Here is a 22,207-nt window from a genome sequence, read left to right on the forward strand (position 1 = left end):
TCGTACCCCGCCGGGTGCGGGGGTCTCGTCGTACACGGCCCCGGATGCCGCACCGTCGAGCGATACGGTGGAGGTCGGGCCCCCGTAGCCCAATGGCAGAGGCAGGCGACTTAAAATCGCTTCAGTGTGGGTTCGAGTCCCACCGGGGGTACGCCGTATCCTCGCGCTCCACGGACGCTCCGCGTACTATGCACGTTCTCTGGGAGTCCCCGCCACCCACCCGTTCCGGCCGGCGCCCCGCAGTTACACTGAAGGGCAATCTCGCGAACTGAGGGTGGGGACTTATGTGGGAGTGGCTTGTACCGGTCATCGTGATCGTCGGCATTCTGGCGATCGCCGGGATCTATCTGTGGGCCACCTACAACGCCCTGGTCGCGTTGAACGTGCGTGTCGACGAGGCGTGGAGTGACATCACCGTCCAGCTCAAGCGTCGTGCCGACCTGCTCCCCAACCTCATCGAGACGGTGAAGGGCTACGCGGCCCACGAGAAGGCCGTGTTCGAGAACGTCACCCGTGCCCGTGCCGAGACGCTGTCGGCCCAGAGCCCGGCCGAGGCCGGTGTCGCCGAGGGACACATGCAGCAGGCGCTCAAGTCGTTGTTCGCCGTTGCCGAGGCGTACCCGCAGCTCCAGGCGAGCCAGAACTTCCTGCAGCTGCAGCATTCGATCGTCGACACCGAAGACAAGATCCAGGCGTCGCGCCGGTTCTACAACGGTGGCGTGCGGGAGCTCAACACGAAGATCAAGGTCTTCCCCAACAACCTCTTCGCGCGCCAGCTCGGCTTCCGCGAGCGCGAGTTCTTCGAGGTCGTCGATGGCGCGGCGATCGCGGAACCCCCACGCGTGCAGTTCTGACGTCACGCGCCCCCTCTCACCGGAGGGGGCGCGTTCTCGTTGGCGCGGTCGTCGGGGTGGTCGTGCCGCTCCGCACGCAACGCCCCGGCGATGGCGTCCACCGCGTCGCCCCAGCGCGAGACCGTCACGCGCTCCAGGCCCTGCCACCGCGCCGCGGTTCGCAGCTCTTCGGCGACGCGGTCGGCGGCATCGGGCGGCGCCCCCCGCTCCCACCACGCCGACTGCACGCGGAGGGTGCTGTTCGCGCGGTCGGCTTTCAGGTCGAGGCGGCCCACCACGTCGTCGCCCACCACGACCGGCAGCGAGTAGTAGCCGAACCGCCGTTGCAGCGCGGGCGTGTAGATCTCGATCCGGTAGTCGAAGTCGAAGAGCCGCTCGGCACGGTCGCGGAACCACACCATCGGGTCGAACGGGGTGAGGATGGCCGCGACGTCGAGCTTGCGGGGGCGGGCGGCGTCGCGATGCAGCCAGGCTTTCGCGGGGCGACCCGCCACGCGCCAGCCCTCGACCTCGACGGGAAGCAGCTCGCCGGTGTCGACCAGATCGCGGATCGCGGCGAGGACCGCGGGGCGGTCGCGGATGCGCCAGTAATCGGCCAGGTCGGCCGCGGTGGCGACGCCGTACGCGACGGCGGCGCGGCGCACGAGCTCGGCGATGGCCGCGGCGCGGGGGACCGACGTCTCGAGCGCCGCGGCCGGCAGCACATCGGATGCCAGCCCGTAGCGTCTCTCGAACCCCCGGCGTCCGGCGATGGCGACGTCACCGCTCAGCCACAGTCGCTCCAGCCCGTTCTTCACGTCGTCCCAGCCCCACCACGACCCCCGCGAGCCGCTTCGGGCGTCATGGTCGATGTCGGCCGGTCGGAGCGGACCGCGCGCGGCCAGCTCGTCGCGCAGCCAGTCGAGCAGGGGCCGGTTCGCCCGCGCCCACTCGTCGTCGCCGTACTTGGCGCGCATCGCGTCGCGGCGGAACTGCAGCAGCGGCCAATCGTCGACCGAGACGAGCGACGCCACGTGCGCCCACGACTCGACCCAGGTCGGCCGCCGCGAGAACGCGAGCTTGTCGAGCAGCCCGGTGTCGTAGGCGCCGAGGCGGGCGAACAGCGGCATGTAGTGGGAGCGCGCGAAGACGTTGACCGAGTCGATCTGAAGGATGCGCATGCGATGCAGCGCCCCGGTGATCTGGCGCGTGCCCACCATCTCGGGACGGGCGCGGGCGAAGCCCTGCGCGGCAAGGGCGATACGGCGCGCGTCGGCGCGACGAAGCGTCGTGGTCATGCTCCTCACCGTATCCACCACCGCCGACATCGCAGCGATCGCCGGGGAGAGCGGCGGTAGGCTGACGGAATGACCGGAACCGATCCCGAACCCCGCGGATCCTTCCTCGACGCCCTGAAGCGGCGCACCGTCTCGAGCGATCTGCAGCCCCCGGTTCCGCCGGCGTTGCGCCAGGCCACGGCCTACGCGTGGCGGCTGCTGATCATCGCCGCGGCCCTCGGTGTCGTCATCTTCATCGTCATCCAGTTGAAGCTGCTCGTCATCCCGCTGCTGGTGGCGATCCTCGTCACCGCGCTGGTGTGGCCCGGCTTCTCGTTCCTGCTCCGACACCGGTGGCCCAAGTGGCTCGCCATCGTCGTCACGGTGCTCACCACCATCGCGATCATCTCGGGCCTGGTCTGGCTCGCGGTCTGGCAGATCGCCCGAGAGTCCGGGTCGGTACGCGAGCGCACGGTCGCCGCGGTCGGTCAGTTCCGGCAGTACCTCATCGATGGCCCGCTGCACCTCAGTGCGCAGCAGATCGACGACGGCCTGAACCGCGCGGGCACGTTCCTGCAGCAGCAGGCCGAGGTGCTGTGGACCGGGGCCCTCGCCATCGGAACGACGCTCGGGCACGTGGGCACCGGGCTGCTGCTCACCTTCTTCATCCTCCTGTGCCTGCTCGCCGACGGCGGCGGAATCTGGCGCTGGACCACGCGGCTCTTCCCGCGCGTCGCCCGCCCCGCGGTCGACGGCGCCGGTCGGGCCGGCTGGCGAACGGTGAAGAGCTACGCCCGCACGCAGTTGCTCGTCGCCACCATCGACGCGGTCGGCATCGGCCTCGGTGCCTTCCTGCTCGGCGTTCCGCTGTCGATCCCGATCGGCGTGCTGGTGTTCCTCGGCGCGTTCATCCCGTTCGTGGGAGCCGTCGCCACCGGCGCTCTCGCGGTGTTCATCGCGCTGGTCTACAACGGACCGCTCATCGCGCTGTTCATGCTGATCGTGGTGCTGGGCGTCCAGCAGGTCGAGAGCCACATCCTTCAGCCGATCCTCATGGGCTCGGCCGTCAAGGTGCATCCGCTCGCCGTCGTTCTGGTCGTCGCCGGGGGCGCCATGATCGGCGGGATCGCCGGCGCGCTGTTCGCCGTGCCCCTCGCCGCTTTCGTCAACGTCGTCGCCGTGTACCTCAGCTCGAAGGCGTGGCAGCACGACGGCGAGGCCCTGGTATCCCGAGATCTCATCTGGCAGACCGTCCCGCGCGAGCGCGGAAGGAAGACATGAACGACACTCCCACCCTGGCCGAGTTCGAAGATGCCGCGCAGGCCCTGCGCGGCATCATCACGCGGACGCCCCTCGACGAATCGCTGCACCTCACCGAACTGCTCGGCGTGCCGGTCAACCTCAAGCTCGAGAACCTTCAGCGCACCGGCTCGTTCAAGATCCGCGGCGCGACATACCGTCTCTCGCGCCTGACCGCCGAGGAGCGTGCCCGGGGCGTGGTCGCCGCCTCCGCCGGGAACCACGCGCAGGGCGTCGCCCTCGCCGCGCAGCAGCTCGGCATCGCGGCGACGATCTTCATGCCGCTGGGTGTGCCGCTGCCGAAGTTGCTGGCCACGCGCGGGTACGGCGCCGAGGTCATCCTCGAGGGCGCCACCGTCGAGACCCCGCTGCGTCTGGCCGCCGAGTTCGCCGAGCGCACCGGCGCGGTGCTGATCCACCCGTTCGACCACCGCGACATCGTCGTGGGCCAGGGAACGCTCGGGCTCGAGCTGGTCGAAGACATGCCCGACCTCGAGACGGTGATCGTCGGCATCGGCGGCGGGGGATTCGCCGCGGGAGTCGCCACGGCGGTGAAGACGCGCGCTGCCGCCGAGGGGCGCACCGTGCGCGTCATCGGCGTACAGGCCGAGAACTCCGCGGCGTACCCGTCGTCGTTGGCCGCCGGGTACCCGATGCAGATCGAGACCACGCCGACCATCGCCGACGGCATCGCCGTGGCGCGGCCCGGCGATCTCCCGTTCGAGCTCGTCCGACAGTTCGTCGACGAGGTCGTCACGGTCACCGAAGACGACATGGCCCGCGCCCTGCTCGTGCTGCTCGAGCGTGCCAAGCAGGTCGTGGAGCCCGCGGGTGCCGTCGGTGTCGCCGCCATCCTGGCCGGAAAGGTCACGGCGACCGGCCCCACGGTGGCGATCCTGTCGGGTGGCAACATCGACCCGCTGCTGCTGCAGCGCGTCGTGGCGCACGGCCTCGCGGCATCCGGTCGCTACATGTCGCTGCGCATTCCGCTTCCCGACCGTCCGGGCCAGCTCGCCCGCGTCTCGGAACTCCTCGCCCAGGCGGGCGCCAATGTCATCGAGGTGCTTCACACGCGTCACGGTCAGGGCATGCAGATCAGCGAGGTCGTGCTGCAACTGAGCGTCGAGACCCGCGGCGAAGAGCACCGGGCCCTCGTCATCCGCACGCTGGAAGACGCCGGGTTCGTGGCCACGGTCGTTCCCAACTGAGGCGCTGAGCGCACCACCCGTGCCGCGAACGCCGCGAGCCGCCCACCCCGAAGGGGAGAGCGGCTCGCGGACGGTGGGGCTTACTGGCCCGAGTAGGTCTCGACCTTGACGATCTCGACCTTGATCTCTTTGCCGTTCGGCGCGGTGTACGAACCCTTGTCGCCCTCTTTGAGGCCCAGGATCGCCGCGCCCAGCGGCGAGGCCTCGCTGTAGACGTCGAGCTCGGAGTCGACGGCGATCTCGCGGTTGCCGAGGAGGAAGACCTCTTCGCCGCCGGCGACGATGGCGGTCACGACGGTGCCCGACTCGACGACGCCGTGGCTTTCGGGAGCCTCGCCGACCTTGGCGTCCTTGAGCAGCTGCTGGAGGGTGCGGATGCGCGCCTCTTGCTTGCCCTGCTCGTCTTTCGCGGCGTGGTAGCCGCCGTTCTCTTTGAGGTCGCCCTCTTCGCGCGCCGACTCGATACGCTTGGCGATCTCTTCACGGCCCGTGGTCGAGAGGCGCTCGAGCTCGTTGTGCAGGCGGTCGTAGGCGTCTTGCGTGAGGAACGTCACCTGAGCGTCGTTGGGCACGGTTACTCCTTCGTCGAAACGCAGACGGCGCGGGTTCGGGAGCCGTCGGCGGGGGATATGTCGAACGCCCCGGCATCGAGCCGGGGCGCGTCGTGATCCCGCGAGTTTACGGCACCCAGCAGGCGTTGACAAAACCTGTCGTCGCCAGCGCGAGCGTCGGGATCTGCTCGGTGAACGCGCGGGAATGCTCCTCGGATGCCGGGTACTGCACGACCCGCCATCCCACCGTCCCGTGCTCCTCGTCGCGCGCCTCGAGAGCGCAGGCGACGGGCTCGCCAACCGGGGCGGTGATCTGGAACGTCGTCGAGACCGAGCGCTCGTTCTCGACCGTGAACCCGGTGTCGGTCGCGGTGACCGAACCGAGGCTGCCGGCCACCGTCGTCCAGCCGAGGTACCCGATCGCGCCGAGGGCGAGCACGGCCACGATCGACCACCCCACGATGCGCCGCCGCGGCGAACGCGTGCGTCCGTAGCGGTCGTCGAGTTGGGCCTGCGTCGTCATGGTCTCTCCGGGCTTTAGGCTGGACATCCAGGCTACGCGCTTCCGCCCGGACCGAAGGACTCCATGCTCCCCGTGCTCGTCGCTCTCGCGACAACGCCCACCCCGGCCGTCACTCCCGACCCCGCGATCGTCACGCCGGGTCCGCTCGGCTTCGCCGCCATCGCGTTCATCGGCGTCGCCGTGTTCCTGCTCGTCTGGGACATGCTGCGTCGCATCCGCCGCGGCCGGTACCGCGAAGAGGTCAACGCGGAGCTCGACGCCGAAGAAGCGCGGGCACGCGAGGCGTCGGCCGACGACACCGACCCCACCGCCCCGCGCGTCTGACTCCTGCCGGAGGTCCCGGCATCCGGGGTCATCCGCCGTGGTACGCCGGGGCGAGGGCGATCAGCAGGCACGCCGTCCAGTGGCAGAGGAACGCCAGCACGGTGCACACGTGGAAGATCTCGTGGAACCCGAAGTGCCCGGGCCACGGATTGGGCTTCTTGATCGCGTAGATCACGGCGCCGCCGGTGTAGAGCAGTCCGCCGACCACGACCAGCACCATCATCGCGACGTTCGCCGCGAGCAGGTCGCCGAGGTACATCACCGCCGCCCACCCGAGGGCGAGGTAGAGCGCGACGTAGAGCCAGCGCGGGGCGTTGATCCAGAACACGCGGAACAGGATGCCGAGGATCGCACCGCCCCAGACGATCGAGAGCAGCAGCACCGTCTTGGGCGTCGGCAGGGCCAGGACCGCCAGGGGCGTGTACGTGCCCGCGATGAGCAGCAGGATGTTCGCGTGGTCGATGCGCTTGAGCACCGCGAGCGTCTTGGGCTTCCAGTGGAAGCGGTGGTACAGGGCGGAGTTGCCGAACAGCAGCATCGAGGTGGCCGTGAACACGGCCGCGGCCCACTTGCCCGGGGTTCCCTGGGCCACACCGATCAGAACGATGCCCGCGACGATCGCGACGGGGAACGTTCCGGCGTGGATCCAGCCGCGCCAAGTGGGTTTGACCTCGGCCTGCGCGCCGACCGCCCCGGCGTCGAGGAGGGGGAGCTGGGGCATGTCGGGTCCGTCTGAGGGGGTCGTGCGCGTCACGTCTTCGACCCTACGTCCGCCCCCATGCCAGGGTGCGTACATGGGGGCTGGGCTCACCCTTTCCCCAGCGAGGGGCACCTGAACGTTCACGGTGAACGGGCCGGGACGCGGTAGCGTAGGAAGGTGGCGCGCGTGTGGAGGAACGAGGGGCGAGGCCCCCTCTACCGTCTGTACATCTCGCGCCTGCGTCGCCGCATGCCGGCCACCGTGCCGCACCACGTCGCCATGATGATCGACGGCAACCGCCGTTGGGCACGTCAGCTCGGGTACGACAGCGCCGCTCACGGGCATCGCGCGGGTGCCGCGAAGATGCACGAGTTCCTGCGGTGGTGCGACGACCTCGGCATCGAAGTGGTGTCGCTCTACCTGCTGTCCAACGACAACCTCGTCAAGCGCGACAGCAAAGAGCTGCAGGACCTGCTCGAGATCATCGCCCAGCTCGCCGGCGAGCTGTCGCACGAGCCCGATTGGCGCGTCAAGCACGTCGGTCGCGCCGAAGGGCTCCCGCCCGAGCTCGCCGAGGTGCTGCACGAGGCCACCGAGCGCACGCGCGGTCACGAGGGTCTGCACGTGAACCTCGCGGTCGGGTACGGCGGGCGCAGCGAGATCGTGGATGCCGTGCGCTCCATCATCAGCAAGCACGACGCCTCGGGCGGCTCGATGGAGGAGCTGGCCGCGAGCCTCACCCCCGAGCAGATCGGCGAGCACCTGTACACGGGCGGTCAGGCCGATCCCGACCTCGTCATCCGCACGTCGGGGGAGCAGCGGCTGAGCGACTTCCTGCTGTGGCAGTCGGCGCACTCCGAGTTCTACTTCGTCGAGGCGCTGGGGCCGGATCTGCGCGAGGTCGACTTCTTGCGGGCCATCCGCGACTTCTCGGCGCGCGACCGACGCTACGGGCAGTAGCAGGACGACCCGCTCGGGCGCCGAGGGGCGACCTCCGAGGCGAGTGATCTCCACGCCGCCGGGCGCCAAAACGTGCTGTTCACGAAGTCGTCACATTCGTGGCGTGTTAACGACCCGCGTCGGTGTCGCGGAGACGTACGGTGATCACATCGGGCACGGAGCCCGGTCGAGTCGACCTTCGGATCGCGACTCGTGACCCACAGGTCGACTCGAGGCAACCGGGTGATTCACCCGGGTCGGGAGTGGGTTGTGACTGCACGAGCACCATACGACCAGCGTCGCGTCGTCGAGAACACCGGATCCGAAACCGGATCCGACCAGGCCCTGCGCACGTATGTCCTGGATACCTCCGTTCTTCTCAGCGACCCGCGGGCCTTCTTCCGCTTCGCGGAGCACTCGGTGGTGATCCCCGTCGTGGTGATCACCGAACTCGAGGGCAAACGTCACGACCCCGAGATCGGCTACTTCGCCCGCCAGGCCCTCCGCCACCTCGACGAACTGCGCGTCGAGCACGGCCGCCTCGATTTCCCCGTCCCCGTGGGCACCGACGGCACCCTGCGTGTCGAGCTGAACAACACCGACCCCCAGGTGCTGCCCTCGGGCATGCGGATGGGCGGCAACGACAGTCGCATCCTCGCCGTGGCGATGAACATCGCCCAGGACGGCGCCGAGGTGACCGTCGTGTCGAAGGACCTGCCGATGCGCGTGAAGGCGGCATCGCTGGGCCTGAACACCGAGGAGTACCTCGCCGAGCAGGCGATGGACTCGGGGTGGACGGGCATCACCTCGCTCGACGTGTCGGGCGACGAGATGACCGACCTGTACGAGAGCGAGGTCGCCGTCAGCGAGTCGGTGGTGGGGCTGCCGGTCAACACCGGTCTCATCATCCACTCCGAGCGGGGATCGGCCCTCGGGCGCGTGACCGGGAACGGCGAGTTCCGGCTCGTGCGCGGCGACCGCGACGCCTTCGGGCTGCACGGTCGCTCGGCCGAGCAGCGCATCGCGCTCGACCTGCTGCTCGACCCCGAGGTCGGCATCGTGTCGCTCGGCGGACGTGCCGGTACCGGAAAGTCGGCGCTGGCCCTGTGCGCGGCGCTGGAGGCCGTGCTGGAGCGTCAGCAGCAGAAGAAGATCATCGTGTTCCGGCCGCTGTTCGCCGTGGGTGGTCAGGAGCTCGGCTACCTACCCGGCGACCAGGCCGAGAAGATGGGCCCCTGGGGTCAGGCGGTCTTCGACACCCTGGGTTCGGTCGTCTCGGGCAACGTGCTGGAGGAGGTGCTGGCGCGGGGCATGCTCGAGGTGCTGCCGCTCACGCACATCCGCGGTCGGTCGCTGCACGACGCTTTCGTCATCGTCGACGAAGCCCAGTCGCTCGAACGCAACGTGCTGCTGACGGTGCTGAGCCGCATCGGCCAGAACTCCCGGGTGGTGCTCACCCACGATGTGGGGCAGCGCGACAACCTGCGAGTGGGCCGGCACGACGGGGTCGCCTCGGTCATCGAGACGCTCAAGGGGCACGCGCTCTTCGGCCACGTCACGCTCACCCGTTCGGAGCGCTCCGCCATCGCCGCCCTGGTCACCGAGCTGCTGGAGGCCGGCGAACTGTCCTGATCCGCGGTCGAGGAGGGGTCGGGATGCCACGGTGTCCCGACCCTCTTCTCGTGCTCGCGGGTCCACATGAGAGCTTTCTCATGTCCACCTCCCCGCGCTCTCACTTTGACCCTTCAGGCTGGACACATAGGCGAGGGAAACCTCGTCACCGCCTCGGCGGTTCCCCCTGAGGAAACCCGAGATCCGTTCCACCCCTGCCGCCGTCGTTCGGGTACGTCGGCCGGTAGTGAACGTGATCTCCTCGAAACCCCCGGTACACCACCGGGGGTTTCGAGTTTCCGCGCACGGTCGCCGCCGTGCTCGGCCGGCCCCGGGGCGATGGCACCGCACCTCGCCCCGTGCGCGTCACTCCCAGCGGTACCCCGCGCCTCGGACCGTGACGATGTGCGCGGCGCCGAGCTTGGCGCGCAGGTAGCGCACGTACACGTCGACGACGTTCGACGCGGGATCGAAGTCCATGTTCCACACCCGGCTTAGCAACTGCTCGCGGCTGAGCACCTGGCCCGCGTGGCGCATGAGCTCCTCGGCGAGGGCGAACTCGCGGGCGCTGAGATCGATCGCGCGGCTGCCGACGGTCGCGCGGCGGGCGAGCACGTCGAGCGTCACGTCGCCGTGGGCCACGGTCATCGTGCCCGTCGGGACGGGTTCGCGCAGGCGCGACCGGATGCGCGCGAGCAGCTCGTCGAACTTGAACGGCTTCGCGACGTAGTCGTTGGCCCCGGCGTCGAGGCCCTCGACGGTGTCGCGCGTGCCGGTACGAGCCGTCAGCATGATGATGGGCACCGACGAACCCTGCCCCCTCAGGCTGCGGAGCACCTCGAAGCCGTCGAGCGAGGGAAGGCCGACGTCGAGGAGCACCAGGTCGACCTCACCGGACAGCGCCGTGTCGAGCGCTTCTGCGCCGTCGCCGACGGTGACCGTCTGATACCCCGCCGACTCGAGGCCCTTGGCCACGAAAGCCGAGATGCGTTCTTCGTCCTCGGCGATGAGGATGCGCGTCATCCGGTTGCCTCTCTCTGCAGGACCACGTCTCCGGCGCGAACCGGGGTGGGGAGCTCGGCGGCGGAGCGTCCGCGCACGAGGGGGAGGTGGAGGGTCATCGTGGCGCCGCCGCCCGGGGTGTCGCCCACCGAGCAGTGTCCGTCGTGTGCGCGCACGATGGCGTCGACGATGGCGAGGCCGAGACCAGAGCCCTCGATCCCGCGCCCGGGGGAGATCCGATCGAAGCGGCGGAAGACGCGGTGACGGGCGGCGGGCGGAATGCCCGGCCCGTGATCGCGCACCCACAGCCGCGCCGTCGTGTCGTTGGCGCTGCTGCCGATCTCGATGGCGGAGCCGGCGGGGGTGTATTTCGCCGCGTTGTCGGCCAGCTGCAACCACGCCTGCACGAGACGGTCGGCATCACCGTGGACACGGCCCGATGCCCGTGCCTCGATGCTCCAGGTGTGATGGGGAATGGCCCCGACGAGTTCGGCCACCCGGTCGGTGAGACCCCCGACGTCGATGAGGGATGCCGAGAGGGTGGCCGTCTCGGCATCGGCCAGGGCGTCGATGTCGTCGACCAGGCGCGCCAGGCGGTCGAGTTCGGCGATCCCGAGATCACGGGTGTCGGAGGCGTCCTGAGGATCGGACGGGTCCATCATCTCGAGGTGTCCGCGGACGATGGTGATGGGCGTCTTCAGCTCGTGCCGCACGTCGTCGAGCAGGTGTCGCTGCGCGTCGACCGACATCGCGAGGCGGTCGAGCATGCCGTTCACCGACGTCGTGAGGTCGGAGATCTCGTCGTACCCGTGTGCGCGCAACCGCGTGCCGAGGTCGTCGATCGTGATGGCGTCGGTGGTGTCGCGGAGGCGCTTGAGGGGCGAGAAGAGGCGGCCCGTCACGAACCACCCCGCGACTCCCACGAGCAGCAGGACTCCCACCGCCGAGAGGGCGTAGGTGGTCGTCGACAGCGCCACCAGCTCCATGCGCTGGTCGATCGAGATGACCTGCACGGCGGTCGCTCCGCGATCCGCGACGGCGACGTACAGCACGGGACCGTGGGAACTGTCGGCCCGCCCGCTCAGCTGCTGGTCGGCGAGACGGGCGGTCAGCGAGGCCAGGAGCACCGGATCGTCGGCGATGGCCAGACCGGGGGGCGAGGGGGTCGCGGCGAGCACCTGGTCGCCGTCGAGCGCGAGCGTGCCGTCGGTGCGGCCGGGGATCGTTCCCGCGACCAGGTCGACCGGGTCGTCGGAGCTCGACGCCACCGACGAGGCGAAACCGTCGAGCTGCTTCTGCGCGTTCGCCAGCACACGCTCGCGCTGAGCGGCGAAAGTGATGCCGCCGGCGATCATCATGCCGAGCAGGACGACGCCGAGGATCGCGCCGAGGATTCGCACCCGCGTCGAGATCGGTCTCGTCGTGGGGCTCATCCTCCGATTATGGCGCGCCTCGGCGTCGTCGTCGTGCGGCTCAGCCCGGGTGCGTCATCGACAGCAGGTCGAGCTTGGCGTCGAGCACCCCTTCGGTGATCTCGCCGCGCTCGACGTAGCCGAGATCGATGACGGCCTCGCGCACGGTGATGCCCTTGGCGACCGAGTGCTTCGCGATCTTGGCGGCGGCCTCGTAGCCGATGACCTTGTTCAGCGGGGTGACGATCGAGGGGGACATGCCGGCGAACGCCTCGGCGCGAGCGACGTTGGCCTCGAGGCCGTCGATCGTCTTGTCGGCGAGCACCCGCATGGCGTTGGCGAGCAGGCGGATCGACTCCAGCAGCGCCGTGCCCATGACGGGGATGGCGACATTGAGCTCGAACGAGCCCGACGCACCGGCCCAGGCGACCGTGGCGTCGTTGCCGATGACGCGGGCGCACACCATGAGGGTGGCCTCGGGGACGACCGGGTTGACCTTGCCGGGCATGATCGACGATCCGGGCTGCAGGTCGGGGATGTGCAGCTCGCCGAGGCCGGTGTTCGGCCCCGATCCCATCCAGCGGATGTCGTTGTTGATCTTCGTCAGCGACACGGCGATCGTGCGGAGGGCCCCGGATGCCTCGACGAGACCGTCGCGGTTGGCCTGGGCCTCGAAGTGATCCTTCGCCTCGGTGATGGGCAGCTCGGTCTCGGCCGCGAGCAGCTCGATGACCTTCTGCGGGAAGCCGAGCGGGGTGTTGATGCCGGTGCCGACGGCGGTGCCGCCGAGCGGGACCTCGCCGACGCGGGGGAGTACGGCCTGCACGCGCTCGATGCCCAGGCGCATCTGGCGGGCGTAGCCGCCGAACTCCTGACCGAGGGTGACGGGGGTGGCATCCATGAGGTGGGTGCGCCCCGACTTCACGATGCCCTTCCACGCGTCGGCCTTGGCCTCGAGCGCCACCGAGAGGTGGTCGAGGGCGGGGATGAGGTCGGTGATGAGCGCCTGGGTGACGGCGATGTGCACCGAGGTCGGGAAGACGTCGTTCGACGACTGCGACGCATTGACGTGGTCGTTGGGGTGCACGGTCGAGCCGAGGATGCGGGTCGCGAGCGTCGCGAGCACCTCGTTCATGTTCATGTTCGACGAGGTGCCGCTGCCGGTCTGGTACGTGTCGACGGGGAAGTGCGCGTCGTGCTGACCGGTGACGACCTCGTCGGCGGCCTGCGCGATGGCGTCGGCGATACCGGCATCCAGCGTGCCCAGCTCTTTGTTCGCCAGGGCGGCGGCTTTCTTGATGCGGGCGAGGGCCGCGATCTGCGTCGACTCGAGGCCCGAGCCCGAGATGGGGAAGTTCTCGACGGCGCGCTGCGTCTGCGCGGCGTACAGGGCGTCCTTCGGCACGCGCACTTCACCCATGGTGTCGTGTTCGATGCGGTACTCGATGTCGGTCACGTCGTCGTTCCTCCAGGTCGGTCGTTCTGCTTCAGTTGGGGCTCATCACGCGGGCGCTTCGACGCGCGAGTCGTCGATGTCGCCCACGATGACGACGGGGAAGGCTTCCCCTTCGTCGAGTCGGTAGTTCGCGCCCACCACGGCGCAGCGGCCCTCGGCGACGGCTTCGCTGATCAGCTCGGACGCCCGCAGCAGCTCGCCCACGGTGTAGCGCAGGTGTTCGCGGCCGACCAGCTCGGGATCGACGGCGTCGGGGACGCGGCCCTCGACGGCGCCGGCGCGCTGGACGCGGCGCACCGCGGGGACGATCGGGGCGATCTGGCGCCAGATGTACGCGGGCAGGGTGGGCGCATCGACCCCGGTGCTCTCGATGGCCGCACCGACGGCGCCGCACGCGTCGTGGGCGAGGACCACGATGAGGGGGACCTCGAGCACGCCCACGGCGTATTCGAGGCTGCCGATCACGGAGTCGGAGATGACCTGGCCGGCGTTGCGCACGACGAACAGGTCGCCGAGGCCCTCGTCGAAGATGATCTCGGCCGCGAGGCGCGAGTCGGAGCAGCCGAACAGTGCCGCCGAAGGGTGCTGCGCGGAGGCCAGTTCGGCGCGACGCTCGACGTCTTGCCGGGGGTGGGCGGGTGCGCCGGAGATGAAACGACGGTTTCCCTCGACCATCTGCTCCCACACCTGGTGGGGGGTCATGCGCTCGCTCACGGGACCTCTCTCAACTGCTCGATCTGGGATGTCACGGAGGCGGCCGCCAGGGCCGCGGTCTCGGGGGCGGCGTCGCCGTACACGAGCACGTAGTCGGGGCCGGCGGCGGTGGCCAGCGCGTAGTCGATGTTGCCGGTGCCCGCGGGGTTCGCCGGGCGGTAGACGTTCCACTCGATGCCGTCGATCGTCGTGGTGTCGGTGGCCCGGGTTCCGTCGAGCAGCTGTCCGGCCCAGGCCTCGTCGGCGTCGAAGCCCTGCGCGATCCGGAGGAAGCCGGACTCACCGGAGCGCACGTAGACCATCGTCCACGCCTGCGTGCCGCCGCTGCCCTCGATGGTGGCCTGGTTGACGCGCCACCCCTCGCCGAGCGAGGGGGTGAGCACCGGACGCCCGCGATCGCTTTCGAGATCAGCCGCGAGGGCGACCACGTCGGGCTCGGGACGGGGTGCGGGTTCGCCACGCGGCACGGCGGCCACGACGACGAGCACCACGGCCACGGTCACGAGCAGCGCGGCGATGAGGTTGCGGAAGGTCTTGCTGGAGCGATACCGGCGCGACGACTCGGCCTTGCGGTCGGCCGCCTCCTGCGGGGTCTCGGGGCGGCCGAGATGGGCGACGACGCGGGCCATCAGTCGTCCCCTGCGTCACCGCGAGCGGCATCGAGCCGGCGCTTCGCGCCCAGGAGCCATTCTTCGCAGCGCGCGTAGAGCTTCTCGCCGCGTTCCCAGAGCGCCAGCGACTCCTCGAGCGTGGGGGCACCCTGCTCGAGCTCGGCGACCACGCGCACGAGTTCGTCGCGGGCCTGCTCGAACGAGAGGGTGGCGACGTCGGAGGCGGAGCCCGGGGTCGTCGCGGTCATGGCATCCATTCTAGGCGGGACGCGCGGTCGCGCCGTCGCCCGGTGCCTCGGCATCGAGCGGTCGGTCGTCGGGCAGGGCGCCCTCGGAGCGCGCGGCGAGCGTGCCCTGTTCGACGGTGATCTTCAGGGCGCCGCCGGCGGGGGCGTCGCGGGCGTCGCGTACGACGGAGCCGCTGTCGCTCTGCACGATCGCGTATCCGCGGGCGAGGGTGGCGAGCGGAGAGAGCGCGCGCAGGCCCGCGCTGAGCTCGCGCGTGCGGCGACGTTCGCTCTCGAGCCGACGGTCGACGATGTCGCGGCCCCGATTCGACAGCATCCACAGCTCCTGCGCACGGGAGGTGAGCATGGAGTGCGGAGTGCGCAGCGCCGGGCGCGAGCGGATCTGCTCGAGCTGCGCGATGTCGTGCAGCACGCGCTGGGTCAGTCGGCCGGTGAGCCGGGCTCGCAGCTGCGCCACGATCGCCCGCTGCTCGGCCACGTCGGGCACGACGCGCTTGGCGGCGTCGGTGGGGGTCGATGCGCGCACATCGGCGACGTCGTCGAGCAGGGGGCGGTCGTTCTCGTGCCCGATGGCGCTGACGATCGGGGTGGATGCCGAGGCCACGGCCCGCACGAGTCGTTCGTCGCTGAAGCCCAGCAGCGTCTGCGGATCGCCCCCGCCGCGGGCGATGACGATGACGTCGACCTCGGGGTCGGCGTCGAGCGCCTTCAGCGCGGCGAGCGTCTCGGGCACGCAGCGCTCGCCCTGCACGGCGGCGTATTTCGTCCGGAAGTTCACTCGGGGCCAGCGCAGCTCGGCGTTGCGGTGCACGTCTTTCTCGGCATCCGAGTTCTCACCCGTGATGAGCCCGATGCAGTGGGGGAGGAAGGGGAGCTTCTTCTTGCGCACCGGGTCGAACAGACCCTCGGACCGCAACTGCACGCGCAGGCGCTCGAGGCGCTCGAGCTGTTCGCCGAGCCCCACGTGCCGCATCGCCGACACGGCGAACGAGAAGTCGCCCGTGCGGGGGAAGTAGTCGGCCTTCACGCACGCGACGACGCGGTCGCCCACCTTGAGGTCTGGGGGGAGGCGATTGAGCGTGCTCGACCAGATGCGGAACGCCACGGTCGATTCGGTGCCGAGGTCCTTCAGACGGCCGAACACGTTGCCGCCGCGCCGGTTGAACGAGGTGATCTCGCCCTCGACCCAGACCGAACCCCATCGTTCGATGAAGCCGCGGATGGTGTCGTTCAGCCGCGACACCGAGGTGGGCGCATCGGTGCTCGACTCGCGGGGGTGCACGGAGTCGGCGGGCGGTGCCTGCCCCGCGATGGTCTCGGGCTGGAACGAGGTCATGGTCTCCGGAAGGGTCGAGGTGGCCGGTTCGGCCGGCATCCAGGGGCGCCCCGATAGAATCGAGGGGTGAGCACACCTGTCGTCCAACTGCCCGTTCCCCGTATCCCGGGTCGACGCGGGCGGCTCCAGGATATCCCCGTACAGGGAAAGAAGAAGGTGCTGCTGGCGGCGCCGCGCGGTTATTGCGCGGGCGTCGACCGCGCGGTCATCGCCGTCGAGAAGGCCCTGGAGCGCTACGGCGCGCCCGTGTACGTGCGCAAGCAGATCGTGCACAACATCCACGTGGTCACCGAGCTCGAGAAGAAGGGGGCGATCTTCGTCGAAGAGGTCGACGAGGTTCCCCCGGGATCGCACGTCGTCTTCAGCGCGCACGGGGTGTCGCCCGCCGTGGTGTCGGCGGCATCCGATCGGGGTCTGCAGGCGATCGATGCGACCTGCCCCCTCGTGACCAAGGTGCACCGCGAGGCCGTGCGCTTCGCGCGCGACGACTTCGAGATCCTGCTGATCGGCCACGAAGGCCACGAAGAGGTCGAGGGTACCGCGGGCGAGGCCCCCGAGCACGTGACGGTGGTCAACTCTCCCGAGCACGCCGATGCCATCGAGGTGCGCGACCCGTCGAAGGTCGTCTGGCTCTCGCAGACCACGCTGTCGGTCGACGAGACGATGGAGACCGTGCGGCGCCTGCGCGAGCGCTTCCCGCAGCTGCAGGACCCGCCCTCGGACGACATCTGCTACGCCACCCAGAACCGTCAGGTCGCGATCAAGAAGGTCGCCGTCGGCGCCGACCTGGTCATCGTCGTGGGATCGGCCAACTCCTCGAACAGCGTGCGTCTGGTCGAGGTCGCCCTCGAGTACGGCGCCAAGGCCGCCTATCGCGTCGACTACATCGACGAGGTGAAGCAGGAGTGGCTCGACGGTGTCGAGACCGTCGGCGTCACCAGCGGCGCTTCGGTGCCCGAGGTGCTGGTGAGCGAGGTGCTCGAAGAGCTCGCCCGCGCCGGCTACCGCGATGTCGAAGAGGTGCGCACCGCCGAGGAGGACTTGATCTTCTCGCTCCCCAAGGAACTGCGACAGGATGCCAGCGGCAAGCGCGACAGCCGCGCGCTCGGCGGCCGGAGCAGCGCGTGAGCGACGGGGCAGAACGGTCGACCGCCCCGGGCGATGACGCGCGCGCGAGCGACGTCGACGCGCGCCCCCGCCCGCAGTACGGCGAGTACGCGACGCCGGAGGAACAGCGCGCGCGCATCCAGCGTCCCGAGGTGACCGAGGCGCTCGAGGCCGGGGTCGCACCGCAGCCCGAGCCCGTCGCGCCGGTGGCCGAGAAGGCGACCCCGCCGGCCGGCGCCGGGCGCGTGGGCCTGCGCGGCCCGCTCTGGGACCGCATCCTCACGGGCGGTCTGCTCGCGTACGGACTGGTATCGACGGTGTCGACGATCGTGCAGCTGCTCGATTTCCCCACGTACGCCGAGACCGCCGCCAAGATCCTCGGGGTCGACGCGAGCTACACCAACCTGTCGGCCGGGTACCTCTGGGGTGCGGCGGCCGCCTTCGTCTACGGCATCGGCTGGTTGCTCACCGCGGTGCTCACCTGGCGTCGCCTGCGTCGCGGGCGCGTCGCGTTCTGGATCCCGCTCGCGGGCTTCGTCGTGACGGCGCTGCTGGCCGGTCTCTGCGTGACGCTGGCCCTGGTCGGTGACCAGCAGTTCATGACGGCGATCATCGGCAGCGTCCCGAACTGAACCGTCGGGCCCGGTATCCCGTGTTCCCCGTGAACGAAGAGAGGGGACCGGCGTGGTGCGAGATGAACACGCGCAGCTGACGGCGTTGTACGACGCCCACGCCGTGCCCGTGTGGCGGTACGTGGTCAGCCTCACCGGCGATCACGCCGGCGCGGACGACGTTGTGCAAGAGACGCTGCTGCGCGCGTGGCGGACGCCGCGCGTGATGAACGACGAGCCCGCGAGCCTTCGTTCGTGGATGTACACCGTGGCGCGCAACATCGTGATCGACGAAGCGCGCAGCGCGCGGCGACGGCACGAGCTGCCGGTCGACGAACTGCCCGAGACGGTGCGCGACGACGACACGGATGCCATGTTCGATGCGCTCCTCGTCGAGGAGGCGCTCGCCACCCTCACCCCCGACCACCGTGCGGTCATCGTGAGCGCCTATTACGGGGGCCGCAGCGTCGCGCAGGCCGCCGAAGAACTCGGCATCCCGGCCGGAACGGTGAAATCGCGACTGCATTACGCAGTGCGAGCGCTGAGGCTCGCGCTGCAGGAAAGAGGGGTGACCCGATGAGCGTCGATCATGAACGTCTGTCGATGTGGGACGGCGCCTACGTGCTCGGGGCGTTGAACGCTCACGACCGCGCCGAGTTCGAAGCGCACCTGTCCGATTGCGCCGAGTGCCGTGCCGCAGTCGCCGACCTCGCGCCCACCGCCGGACTGCTCTCACGCGTGTCCGCCGATCGCGCCCGCGCGGTCGGTGCGACGACAGGACCGGTGCCGATCGCGGCGCCGGACCCGTCGCTGCGGGGCCGGGTGGTCGAGGCGGCGCGGCGTCGACGCGCGCGGCGGGCCACGGCCTGGACGCTCGCGGCGTCGATCGCCCTCATCGCGGTCGCCGTGCCGGCGGGAATCGCGGTGACGAACGCCGTCAGCTCATCGTCGGGCGCGGTCTACGCCCTCGACGACGTCGCGGGGGCGCCCATCGAAGCCTCGGTCAAGCTCACGTCGGTGCCGTGGGGCACCCGCATCGACCTGGTGTGCGAGTACACCGGGCAGGTCCTCGACGCGCCTCCGGGTGGCTGGCCCTACGCGCTCGCGATCACCGATGAGACAGGTGCGACGAGCGTGCTGTCGACCTGGCGGGCCGGCCCCGGGGCGACGACCGAGTTGAGCGCGGGTACCGATCTAGCGGCCTCGAGCATCGGCTCGGTCGAGATCCGCACCGTCGAGGGCGACCGCGTGATCATGCGGCGCGACTTCGCGACGCCCTGACGCGCGGCGCCACCTCGGCGGGTCGGCGCGGCGATCGGGACGGCCGTAGCATCGTCGCATGCCCCGTCTCGTCGCCGTCTGCGCCGGTCACCGCCTGCACCCGGATGCCGGGTCGATCGGCGTCACCGCGATCGACAAGCGCCCGCTCGACGGGGCGGTGCGCGTCGGCAAGCTCGGCGTCCGCGCCGACGTGCAGGCGAGCCGCAAGCACCACGGCGGCCCCGACAAGGCGGTGTACGCCTACGCGCAGGACGACGCCGAGTTCTGGGAGGGGCAACTCGACCGTGAGCTGCCCGCCGGCTGGTTCGGCGAGAACCTGCGCGTCGACGGTCTCGACGTCAACGGCGCCCGCATCGGTGAGGTGTGGCGCATCGGCGACACCGTCGAGGTCGAGGTGACGATGCCCCGCACCCCCTGCGCGACGTTCGCGCGCTGGGTCGGAGGCGCCGCGGCGCGCGGATGGGTGAAGCGGTTCTCCGACGAGGGGCGCCTCGGCGCGTACCTGCGGGTGCGACGCGCGGGGGAGGTGCGGGCGGGCGATGCGATCGAGATCGTGTCGTCGCCCGAGGGCGCGCCGACGGTGCTCGAGGTGTACCGGGGCTGAGACGCGGGGTCTTGGCATCCGGTCACCTGAGGCGGGGTGCGCGCAGAACGGCGGGGCGGTTCGATGACACGCCGTTCGCGGCGGCGTGAGATCAGCATGTCGCCGGGCTGAGCTGCCGTCGTGCACGGCGGGCGCACGTTGCGGCCCAGGTTCGGGCCGTGGCATCCGGAAACGACGAACGCCCCGGCCGAGGCCGGGGCGTTCGCGGTGGTGCGGGTGGGTCAGCTCTTCGACTGGCCGTACGAGCCGAGCTGCTTCGTGGCCTCGACCACGCGGACGGCCATGGCCGACTCGGCGACCTTGCCCCAGGCGCGGGGGTCGTACTGCTTCTTGTTTCCGACCTCGCCGTCGAGCTTGAGCACGCCCTCGTAGTTCGAGAACATGTAGCCCGCGATCGAGCGCGTGAAGGCGTACTGGGTGTCGGTGTCGATGTTCATCTTCACGACGCCGTTGGCCACCGCGAGGGCGATCTCTTCATCGGTCGAGCCGCTGCCGCCGTGGAAGACGAGGTCGAGGGGCTTGGGGCCGGTGCCGAACTTGGCGGCGATGCCCTCCTGGATCTCGCCGAGCAGCTCGGGACGGAGCTTGACGCCACCGGGCTTGTACACGCCGTGCACGTTGCCGAAGGTGAGGGCCGAGATGTACCGGCCGTTCTCGCCGAGGCCGAGACGCTCGACGGCCTTCGTGACGTCGGCCACGGTGGTGTAGAGCGCGTCGTTCGAGCCCTCGTGCTGCACGCCGTCTTCTTCGCCGCCGACGACGCCGACCTCGATCTCGAGGATGGCGTTGATGGCCTTCATGCGGGGGAGGAGCTCGGCCGCAATGTCGATGTTCTCATCGAGGGGAACGGCCGAGCCGTCCCACATGTGCGACTGGAAGATGGGGTTGCGACCGGCCTTGACCTCTTCTTCGGAGGCTTCGAGCAGCGGCAGGACGAAGCCGGGAAGGGCGTCCTTCGGGCAGTGGTCGGTGTGCAGGGCCACCGTGATGGGGTAGTTCTTCGCCACCTCGGTGACGTAGCGGGCGAAGGCGAGGGCGCCGGTGGCGCGGGCCTTGACCGTGTGACCGGCGAAGTAGTCGGCACCACCGGTGGTGACCTGGATGATGCCGTCGGAGCCGGCCTCGGTCAGGCCCTGGAGCACCGAGTTGATGGTCTGCGAGCTCGAGACGTTGATCGCGGGGTACGCGAAGCTGCCGGCCTTGGCGCGGTCGAGCATGTCGGCGTACTGCTCAGGGGAAGCGACGGGCATGGAGGTGCTCCTTGGTGTTGTCGGGACACCGTCAGCCTAGCGAAGGCGCCGGATCGTGACGGTGCGACCTCGGTAGGAACGGTGCACTTCTGCCCATTCGTTAAGAAGAGCGATTCCTTCGCCTTGGCGTCGGTCAAATCCCGGGATTGTCGCGCTCCCGGTGGATACAGTGGCCACATGGTGAGCCTGACTGCCGACATGAGCCCGTTGCATCCCGACCGAAACCTGGCTCTCGAGTTGGTGAGGGCGACGGAAGCGGCATCCATCCGCGCCGTTCCCTTCATCGGTCGCGGCGACAAAGAGGCCGCCGACGGCGCCGCGGTCGACGCGATGCGCGCCTTCTTCAGCACCGTCGACTTCGACGGCACGATCGTCATCGGCGAGGGCGAGAAGGACAACGCCCCCATGCTCTACAACGGGGAGCGCGTCGGCAGCGGCCGCGGCCCCCGCTGCGACGTGGCCGTGGACCCGATCGACGGCACCTCGCTGACCGCCGCCGGCCGCCAGAACGCCCTGTCGGTCATCGCGGTCTCGGATCACGGCACGATGCTCGACGCCTCGACCGTGTTCTACATGGACAAGCTCGTCACCGGTCCCGCGGGCGTCGGTGTCGTCGATATCCGCCTGCCGATCGGCGAGAACATCCGTCTGCTGGCCAAGGCGCTCGGCAAGCCCGTCGACGAGATCGTCGTGTCGGTGCTGAACCGTCCGCGCCACGAGAAGCTCATCGCCGACATCCGCGAAGCCGGAGCCGGTACCCGCCTGATGAGCGACGGCGACGTCGCCGGAGGCATCAACGCGGCCCGCCACAACGCCCGCACCGACATGTGCGTCGGCATCGGCGGCAGCCCCGAGGGCATCGTGACGGCGTGCGCGATCAAGGCGCTCGGCGGTCACATCCAGGGCGTTCTGACCCCGGGCAACGACGACGAGAAGCAGAAGGGCCGCGACGCCGGACTGCAGGTCGACGGCGAGGTCTACGAGGCCGATGGTCTGGTGAAGGGCAAGAACACGATCTTCGTCGCCACCGGCGTGACCGATGGTCAGCTCGTCGCGGGCGTTCGCCGCGAAGGAGACTTCCTGTACACCGAGAGTGTCGTGCTGCGCGGCGCCTCGGGGACTCTGCGTCGCATCACGTCGGAGCACCTCACGTCGAAGTGGCTCTGACCCCTTAGGGGAGGAGCCGCGGCTTCGGGGCGTGCAGTCTCACCCCGACGGGCCGTGCAGGCCGCCCCGGCACGCCGCGCTCAGCGGATGCGCACCTACAGCCGGGCGTGTCGTGACGCAAGCGTGACCGGTGTCGGAGGGGC

At 70.0% G+C, this 22,207-nt stretch carries 24 protein-coding genes and 1 tRNA gene; 13 read left to right on the plus strand and 12 right to left on the minus strand.

Translation table 11 applies throughout. The features are described 5' to 3' along the window. Positions 1 to 78: 78 nt before the first annotated feature. Together ASF96_RS11570 and ASF96_RS11575 are read left to right on the plus strand one after the other, a co-directional pair. Positions 79 to 151 (plus strand) — tRNA-Leu (locus ASF96_RS11570). Positions 152 to 284: 133 nt separating this feature from the next. Continuing rightward, complete coding sequence (locus ASF96_RS11575) at positions 285 to 854, plus strand: LemA family protein (protein ID WP_055836054.1); 570 nt, start codon at positions 285 to 287, stop codon at positions 852 to 854. A gap of 2 nt (positions 855 to 856) precedes the next feature. On the opposite strand, the gene ASF96_RS11580 is transcribed toward ASF96_RS11575, so the two are convergent. Next, entirely contained in the window at positions 857 to 2,131 is a 1,275-nt protein-coding gene (locus tag ASF96_RS11580; protein ID WP_055939524.1) for a winged helix-turn-helix domain-containing protein, read from the minus strand. A 69-nt stretch (positions 2,132 to 2,200) separates the two neighbouring features. On the opposite strand from ASF96_RS11580, the gene ASF96_RS11585 reads away from it, so the two are divergent. Further along, the gene (locus ASF96_RS11585) at positions 2,201 to 3,391 is read left to right on the plus strand and encodes an AI-2E family transporter (RefSeq protein WP_055836060.1); all 1,191 of its coding nucleotides are present in this window, start codon (positions 2,201 to 2,203) and stop codon (positions 3,389 to 3,391) included. Further along, positions 3,388 to 4,617 (plus strand): threonine ammonia-lyase, encoded by a 1,230-nt coding sequence (gene ilvA, locus ASF96_RS11590; RefSeq protein ID WP_055836063.1) that lies wholly within the window; start codon positions 3,388 to 3,390, stop codon positions 4,615 to 4,617. The genes ASF96_RS11585 and ilvA overlap by 4 nt, the downstream gene beginning before the upstream one ends. Positions 4,618 to 4,697: 80 nt before the next feature. Here the strand turns inward: ilvA and greA are convergent, their stop codons facing one another. Both greA and ASF96_RS11600 read right to left on the minus strand, forming a co-directional pair. Beyond that, positions 4,698 to 5,189, minus strand: coding sequence for a transcription elongation factor GreA (greA, locus tag ASF96_RS11595; protein WP_055939527.1), 492 nt, complete (start codon positions 5,187 to 5,189; stop codon positions 4,698 to 4,700). A gap of 106 nt (positions 5,190 to 5,295) precedes the next feature. Continuing rightward, positions 5,296 to 5,691: a DUF4307 domain-containing protein gene (locus tag ASF96_RS11600; RefSeq protein ID WP_055836069.1), complete on the minus strand. Its 396-nt coding sequence runs from the start codon at positions 5,689 to 5,691 to the stop codon at positions 5,296 to 5,298. A gap of 63 nt (positions 5,692 to 5,754) precedes the next feature. Between ASF96_RS11600 and ASF96_RS11605 the strand changes: the two genes are divergently transcribed. Continuing rightward, positions 5,755 to 6,015 (plus strand): hypothetical protein, encoded by a 261-nt coding sequence (locus ASF96_RS11605; protein ID WP_055939530.1) that lies wholly within the window; start codon positions 5,755 to 5,757, stop codon positions 6,013 to 6,015. Positions 6,016 to 6,043: 28 nt separating this feature from the next. Here the strand turns inward: ASF96_RS11605 and trhA are convergent, their stop codons facing one another. Further along, positions 6,044 to 6,736 carry a PAQR family membrane homeostasis protein TrhA gene (trhA, locus tag ASF96_RS11610; RefSeq protein WP_055939992.1) on the minus strand — a complete coding sequence of 231 codons (693 nt, stop codon included), beginning with the start codon at positions 6,734 to 6,736 and terminating at the stop codon, positions 6,044 to 6,046. Positions 6,737 to 6,901: 165 nt separating this feature from the next. Between trhA and ASF96_RS11615 the strand changes: the two genes are divergently transcribed. Both ASF96_RS11615 and ASF96_RS11620 read left to right on the plus strand, forming a co-directional pair. Then, entirely contained in the window at positions 6,902 to 7,675 is a 774-nt protein-coding gene (locus ASF96_RS11615; RefSeq protein WP_055837794.1) for an isoprenyl transferase, read from the plus strand. A 249-nt stretch (positions 7,676 to 7,924) separates the two neighbouring features. After that, positions 7,925 to 9,286, plus strand: a complete 1,362-nt coding sequence (locus tag ASF96_RS11620) for a PhoH family protein (RefSeq protein WP_055939533.1) — start codon at positions 7,925 to 7,927, stop codon at positions 9,284 to 9,286. A 345-nt stretch (positions 9,287 to 9,631) separates the two neighbouring features. Here ASF96_RS11620 and ASF96_RS11625 read toward each other — a convergent pair whose 3' ends face one another. The 7 genes from ASF96_RS11625 to xseA are packed head-to-tail and all read right to left on the minus strand — an operon-like array spanning position 9,632 to position 16,044. Further along, complete coding sequence (locus ASF96_RS11625) at positions 9,632 to 10,288, minus strand: response regulator transcription factor (protein ID WP_055836077.1); 657 nt, start codon at positions 10,286 to 10,288, stop codon at positions 9,632 to 9,634. Next, a complete protein-coding gene (locus tag ASF96_RS11630; RefSeq protein WP_055939536.1) occupies positions 10,285 to 11,700 on the minus strand; it encodes a sensor histidine kinase in 1,416 nt (471 codons plus the stop codon). The genes ASF96_RS11625 and ASF96_RS11630 overlap by 4 nt, the downstream gene beginning before the upstream one ends. A gap of 40 nt (positions 11,701 to 11,740) precedes the next feature. Next, complete coding sequence (locus ASF96_RS11635) at positions 11,741 to 13,135, minus strand: class II fumarate hydratase (protein WP_055939539.1); 1,395 nt, start codon at positions 13,133 to 13,135, stop codon at positions 11,741 to 11,743. Positions 13,136 to 13,180: 45 nt separating this feature from the next. Continuing rightward, on the minus strand, positions 13,181 to 13,849 hold the full coding sequence (locus tag ASF96_RS11640; protein ID WP_082509617.1) for a carbonic anhydrase: 669 nt from the start codon (positions 13,847 to 13,849) through the stop codon (positions 13,181 to 13,183). Next, positions 13,846 to 14,478, minus strand: coding sequence for a DUF4245 family protein (locus tag ASF96_RS11645; RefSeq protein ID WP_055939541.1), 633 nt, complete (start codon positions 14,476 to 14,478; stop codon positions 13,846 to 13,848). The genes ASF96_RS11640 and ASF96_RS11645 overlap by 4 nt, the downstream gene beginning before the upstream one ends. Next, entirely contained in the window at positions 14,478 to 14,717 is a 240-nt protein-coding gene (locus ASF96_RS11650) for an exodeoxyribonuclease VII small subunit (RefSeq protein ID WP_055836088.1), read from the minus strand. Before ASF96_RS11650 ends, ASF96_RS11645 begins: the two co-directional genes overlap by 1 nt. 1 nt (position 14,718) lies before the next feature. Beyond that, positions 14,719 to 16,044, minus strand: coding sequence for an exodeoxyribonuclease VII large subunit (gene xseA, locus ASF96_RS11655; RefSeq protein ID WP_055939994.1), 1,326 nt, complete (start codon positions 16,042 to 16,044; stop codon positions 14,719 to 14,721). A gap of 66 nt (positions 16,045 to 16,110) precedes the next feature. On the opposite strand from xseA, the gene ASF96_RS11660 reads away from it, so the two are divergent. The 5 genes from ASF96_RS11660 to ASF96_RS11680 are packed head-to-tail and all read left to right on the plus strand — an operon-like array spanning position 16,111 to position 19,647. Further along, positions 16,111 to 17,172 (plus strand): 4-hydroxy-3-methylbut-2-enyl diphosphate reductase, encoded by a 1,062-nt coding sequence (locus ASF96_RS11660; RefSeq protein WP_181015947.1) that lies wholly within the window; start codon positions 16,111 to 16,113, stop codon positions 17,170 to 17,172. Next, positions 17,169 to 17,783 carry a DUF6264 family protein gene (locus tag ASF96_RS11665; protein ID WP_055939544.1) on the plus strand — a complete coding sequence of 205 codons (615 nt, stop codon included), beginning with the start codon at positions 17,169 to 17,171 and terminating at the stop codon, positions 17,781 to 17,783. Before ASF96_RS11660 ends, ASF96_RS11665 begins: the two co-directional genes overlap by 4 nt. A 52-nt stretch (positions 17,784 to 17,835) precedes the next feature. Next, a complete protein-coding gene (locus ASF96_RS11670) occupies positions 17,836 to 18,342 on the plus strand; it encodes a sigma-70 family RNA polymerase sigma factor (RefSeq protein WP_082509618.1) in 507 nt (168 codons plus the stop codon). Next, positions 18,339 to 19,043 carry an anti-sigma factor family protein gene (locus ASF96_RS11675; protein WP_055939547.1) on the plus strand — a complete coding sequence of 235 codons (705 nt, stop codon included), beginning with the start codon at positions 18,339 to 18,341 and terminating at the stop codon, positions 19,041 to 19,043. The genes ASF96_RS11670 and ASF96_RS11675 overlap by 4 nt, the downstream gene beginning before the upstream one ends. A 58-nt stretch (positions 19,044 to 19,101) precedes the next feature. Then, complete coding sequence (locus tag ASF96_RS11680; RefSeq protein ID WP_055939549.1) at positions 19,102 to 19,647, plus strand: MOSC domain-containing protein; 546 nt, start codon at positions 19,102 to 19,104, stop codon at positions 19,645 to 19,647. Positions 19,648 to 19,868: 221 nt separating this feature from the next. Here ASF96_RS11680 and fbaA read toward each other — a convergent pair whose 3' ends face one another. Then, entirely contained in the window at positions 19,869 to 20,897 is a 1,029-nt protein-coding gene (gene fbaA, locus ASF96_RS11685; protein ID WP_055939551.1) for a class II fructose-bisphosphate aldolase, read from the minus strand. Between the two features lie 177 nt (positions 20,898 to 21,074). Between fbaA and glpX the strand changes: the two genes are divergently transcribed. Continuing rightward, positions 21,075 to 22,064, plus strand: coding sequence for a class II fructose-bisphosphatase (gene glpX / locus ASF96_RS11690; RefSeq protein WP_055939554.1), 990 nt, complete (start codon positions 21,075 to 21,077; stop codon positions 22,062 to 22,064). Positions 22,065 to 22,207: the final 143 nt, after the last annotated feature.

This window comes from Microbacterium sp. Leaf179, from assembly GCF_001423785.1.
GTDB lineage: Bacteria > Actinomycetota > Actinomycetes > Actinomycetales > Microbacteriaceae > Microbacterium.

What these genes read in the sequence shown, in the direction of transcription:
- ASF96_RS11575 (WP_055836054.1), top strand. Translation starts at nt 285, where the DNA reads ATGTGGGAGTGGCTTGTACCGGTCATCGTGATCGTCGGCATTCTGGCG.
- ASF96_RS11580 (WP_055939524.1), bottom strand. Translation starts at nt 2,131, where the DNA reads ATGACCACGACGCTTCGTCGCGCCGACGCGCGCCGTATCGCCCTTGCC.
- ASF96_RS11585 (WP_055836060.1), top strand. Translation starts at nt 2,201, where the DNA reads ATGACCGGAACCGATCCCGAACCCCGCGGATCCTTCCTCGACGCCCTG.
- ilvA (WP_055836063.1), top strand. Translation starts at nt 3,388, where the DNA reads ATGAACGACACTCCCACCCTGGCCGAGTTCGAAGATGCCGCGCAGGCC.
- ASF96_RS11600 (WP_055836069.1), bottom strand. Translation starts at nt 5,691, where the DNA reads ATGACGACGCAGGCCCAACTCGACGACCGCTACGGACGCACGCGTTCG.
- ASF96_RS11605 (WP_055939530.1), top strand. Translation starts at nt 5,755, where the DNA reads ATGCTCCCCGTGCTCGTCGCTCTCGCGACAACGCCCACCCCGGCCGTC.
- trhA (WP_055939992.1), bottom strand. Translation starts at nt 6,736, where the DNA reads ATGCCCCAGCTCCCCCTCCTCGACGCCGGGGCGGTCGGCGCGCAGGCC.
- ASF96_RS11625 (WP_055836077.1), bottom strand. Translation starts at nt 10,288, where the DNA reads ATGACGCGCATCCTCATCGCCGAGGACGAAGAACGCATCTCGGCTTTC.
- ASF96_RS11630 (WP_055939536.1), bottom strand. Translation starts at nt 11,700, where the DNA reads ATGAGCCCCACGACGAGACCGATCTCGACGCGGGTGCGAATCCTCGGC.
- ASF96_RS11645 (WP_055939541.1), bottom strand. Translation starts at nt 14,478, where the DNA reads ATGGCCCGCGTCGTCGCCCATCTCGGCCGCCCCGAGACCCCGCAGGAG.
- ASF96_RS11650 (WP_055836088.1), bottom strand. Translation starts at nt 14,717, where the DNA reads ATGGATGCCATGACCGCGACGACCCCGGGCTCCGCCTCCGACGTCGCC.
- xseA (WP_055939994.1), bottom strand. Translation starts at nt 16,044, where the DNA reads ATGACCTCGTTCCAGCCCGAGACCATCGCGGGGCAGGCACCGCCCGCC.
- ASF96_RS11675 (WP_055939547.1), top strand. Translation starts at nt 18,339, where the DNA reads ATGAGCGTCGATCATGAACGTCTGTCGATGTGGGACGGCGCCTACGTG.
- ASF96_RS11680 (WP_055939549.1), top strand. Translation starts at nt 19,102, where the DNA reads ATGCCCCGTCTCGTCGCCGTCTGCGCCGGTCACCGCCTGCACCCGGAT.
- fbaA (WP_055939551.1), bottom strand. Translation starts at nt 20,897, where the DNA reads ATGCCCGTCGCTTCCCCTGAGCAGTACGCCGACATGCTCGACCGCGCC.
- glpX (WP_055939554.1), top strand. Translation starts at nt 21,075, where the DNA reads ATGGTGAGCCTGACTGCCGACATGAGCCCGTTGCATCCCGACCGAAAC.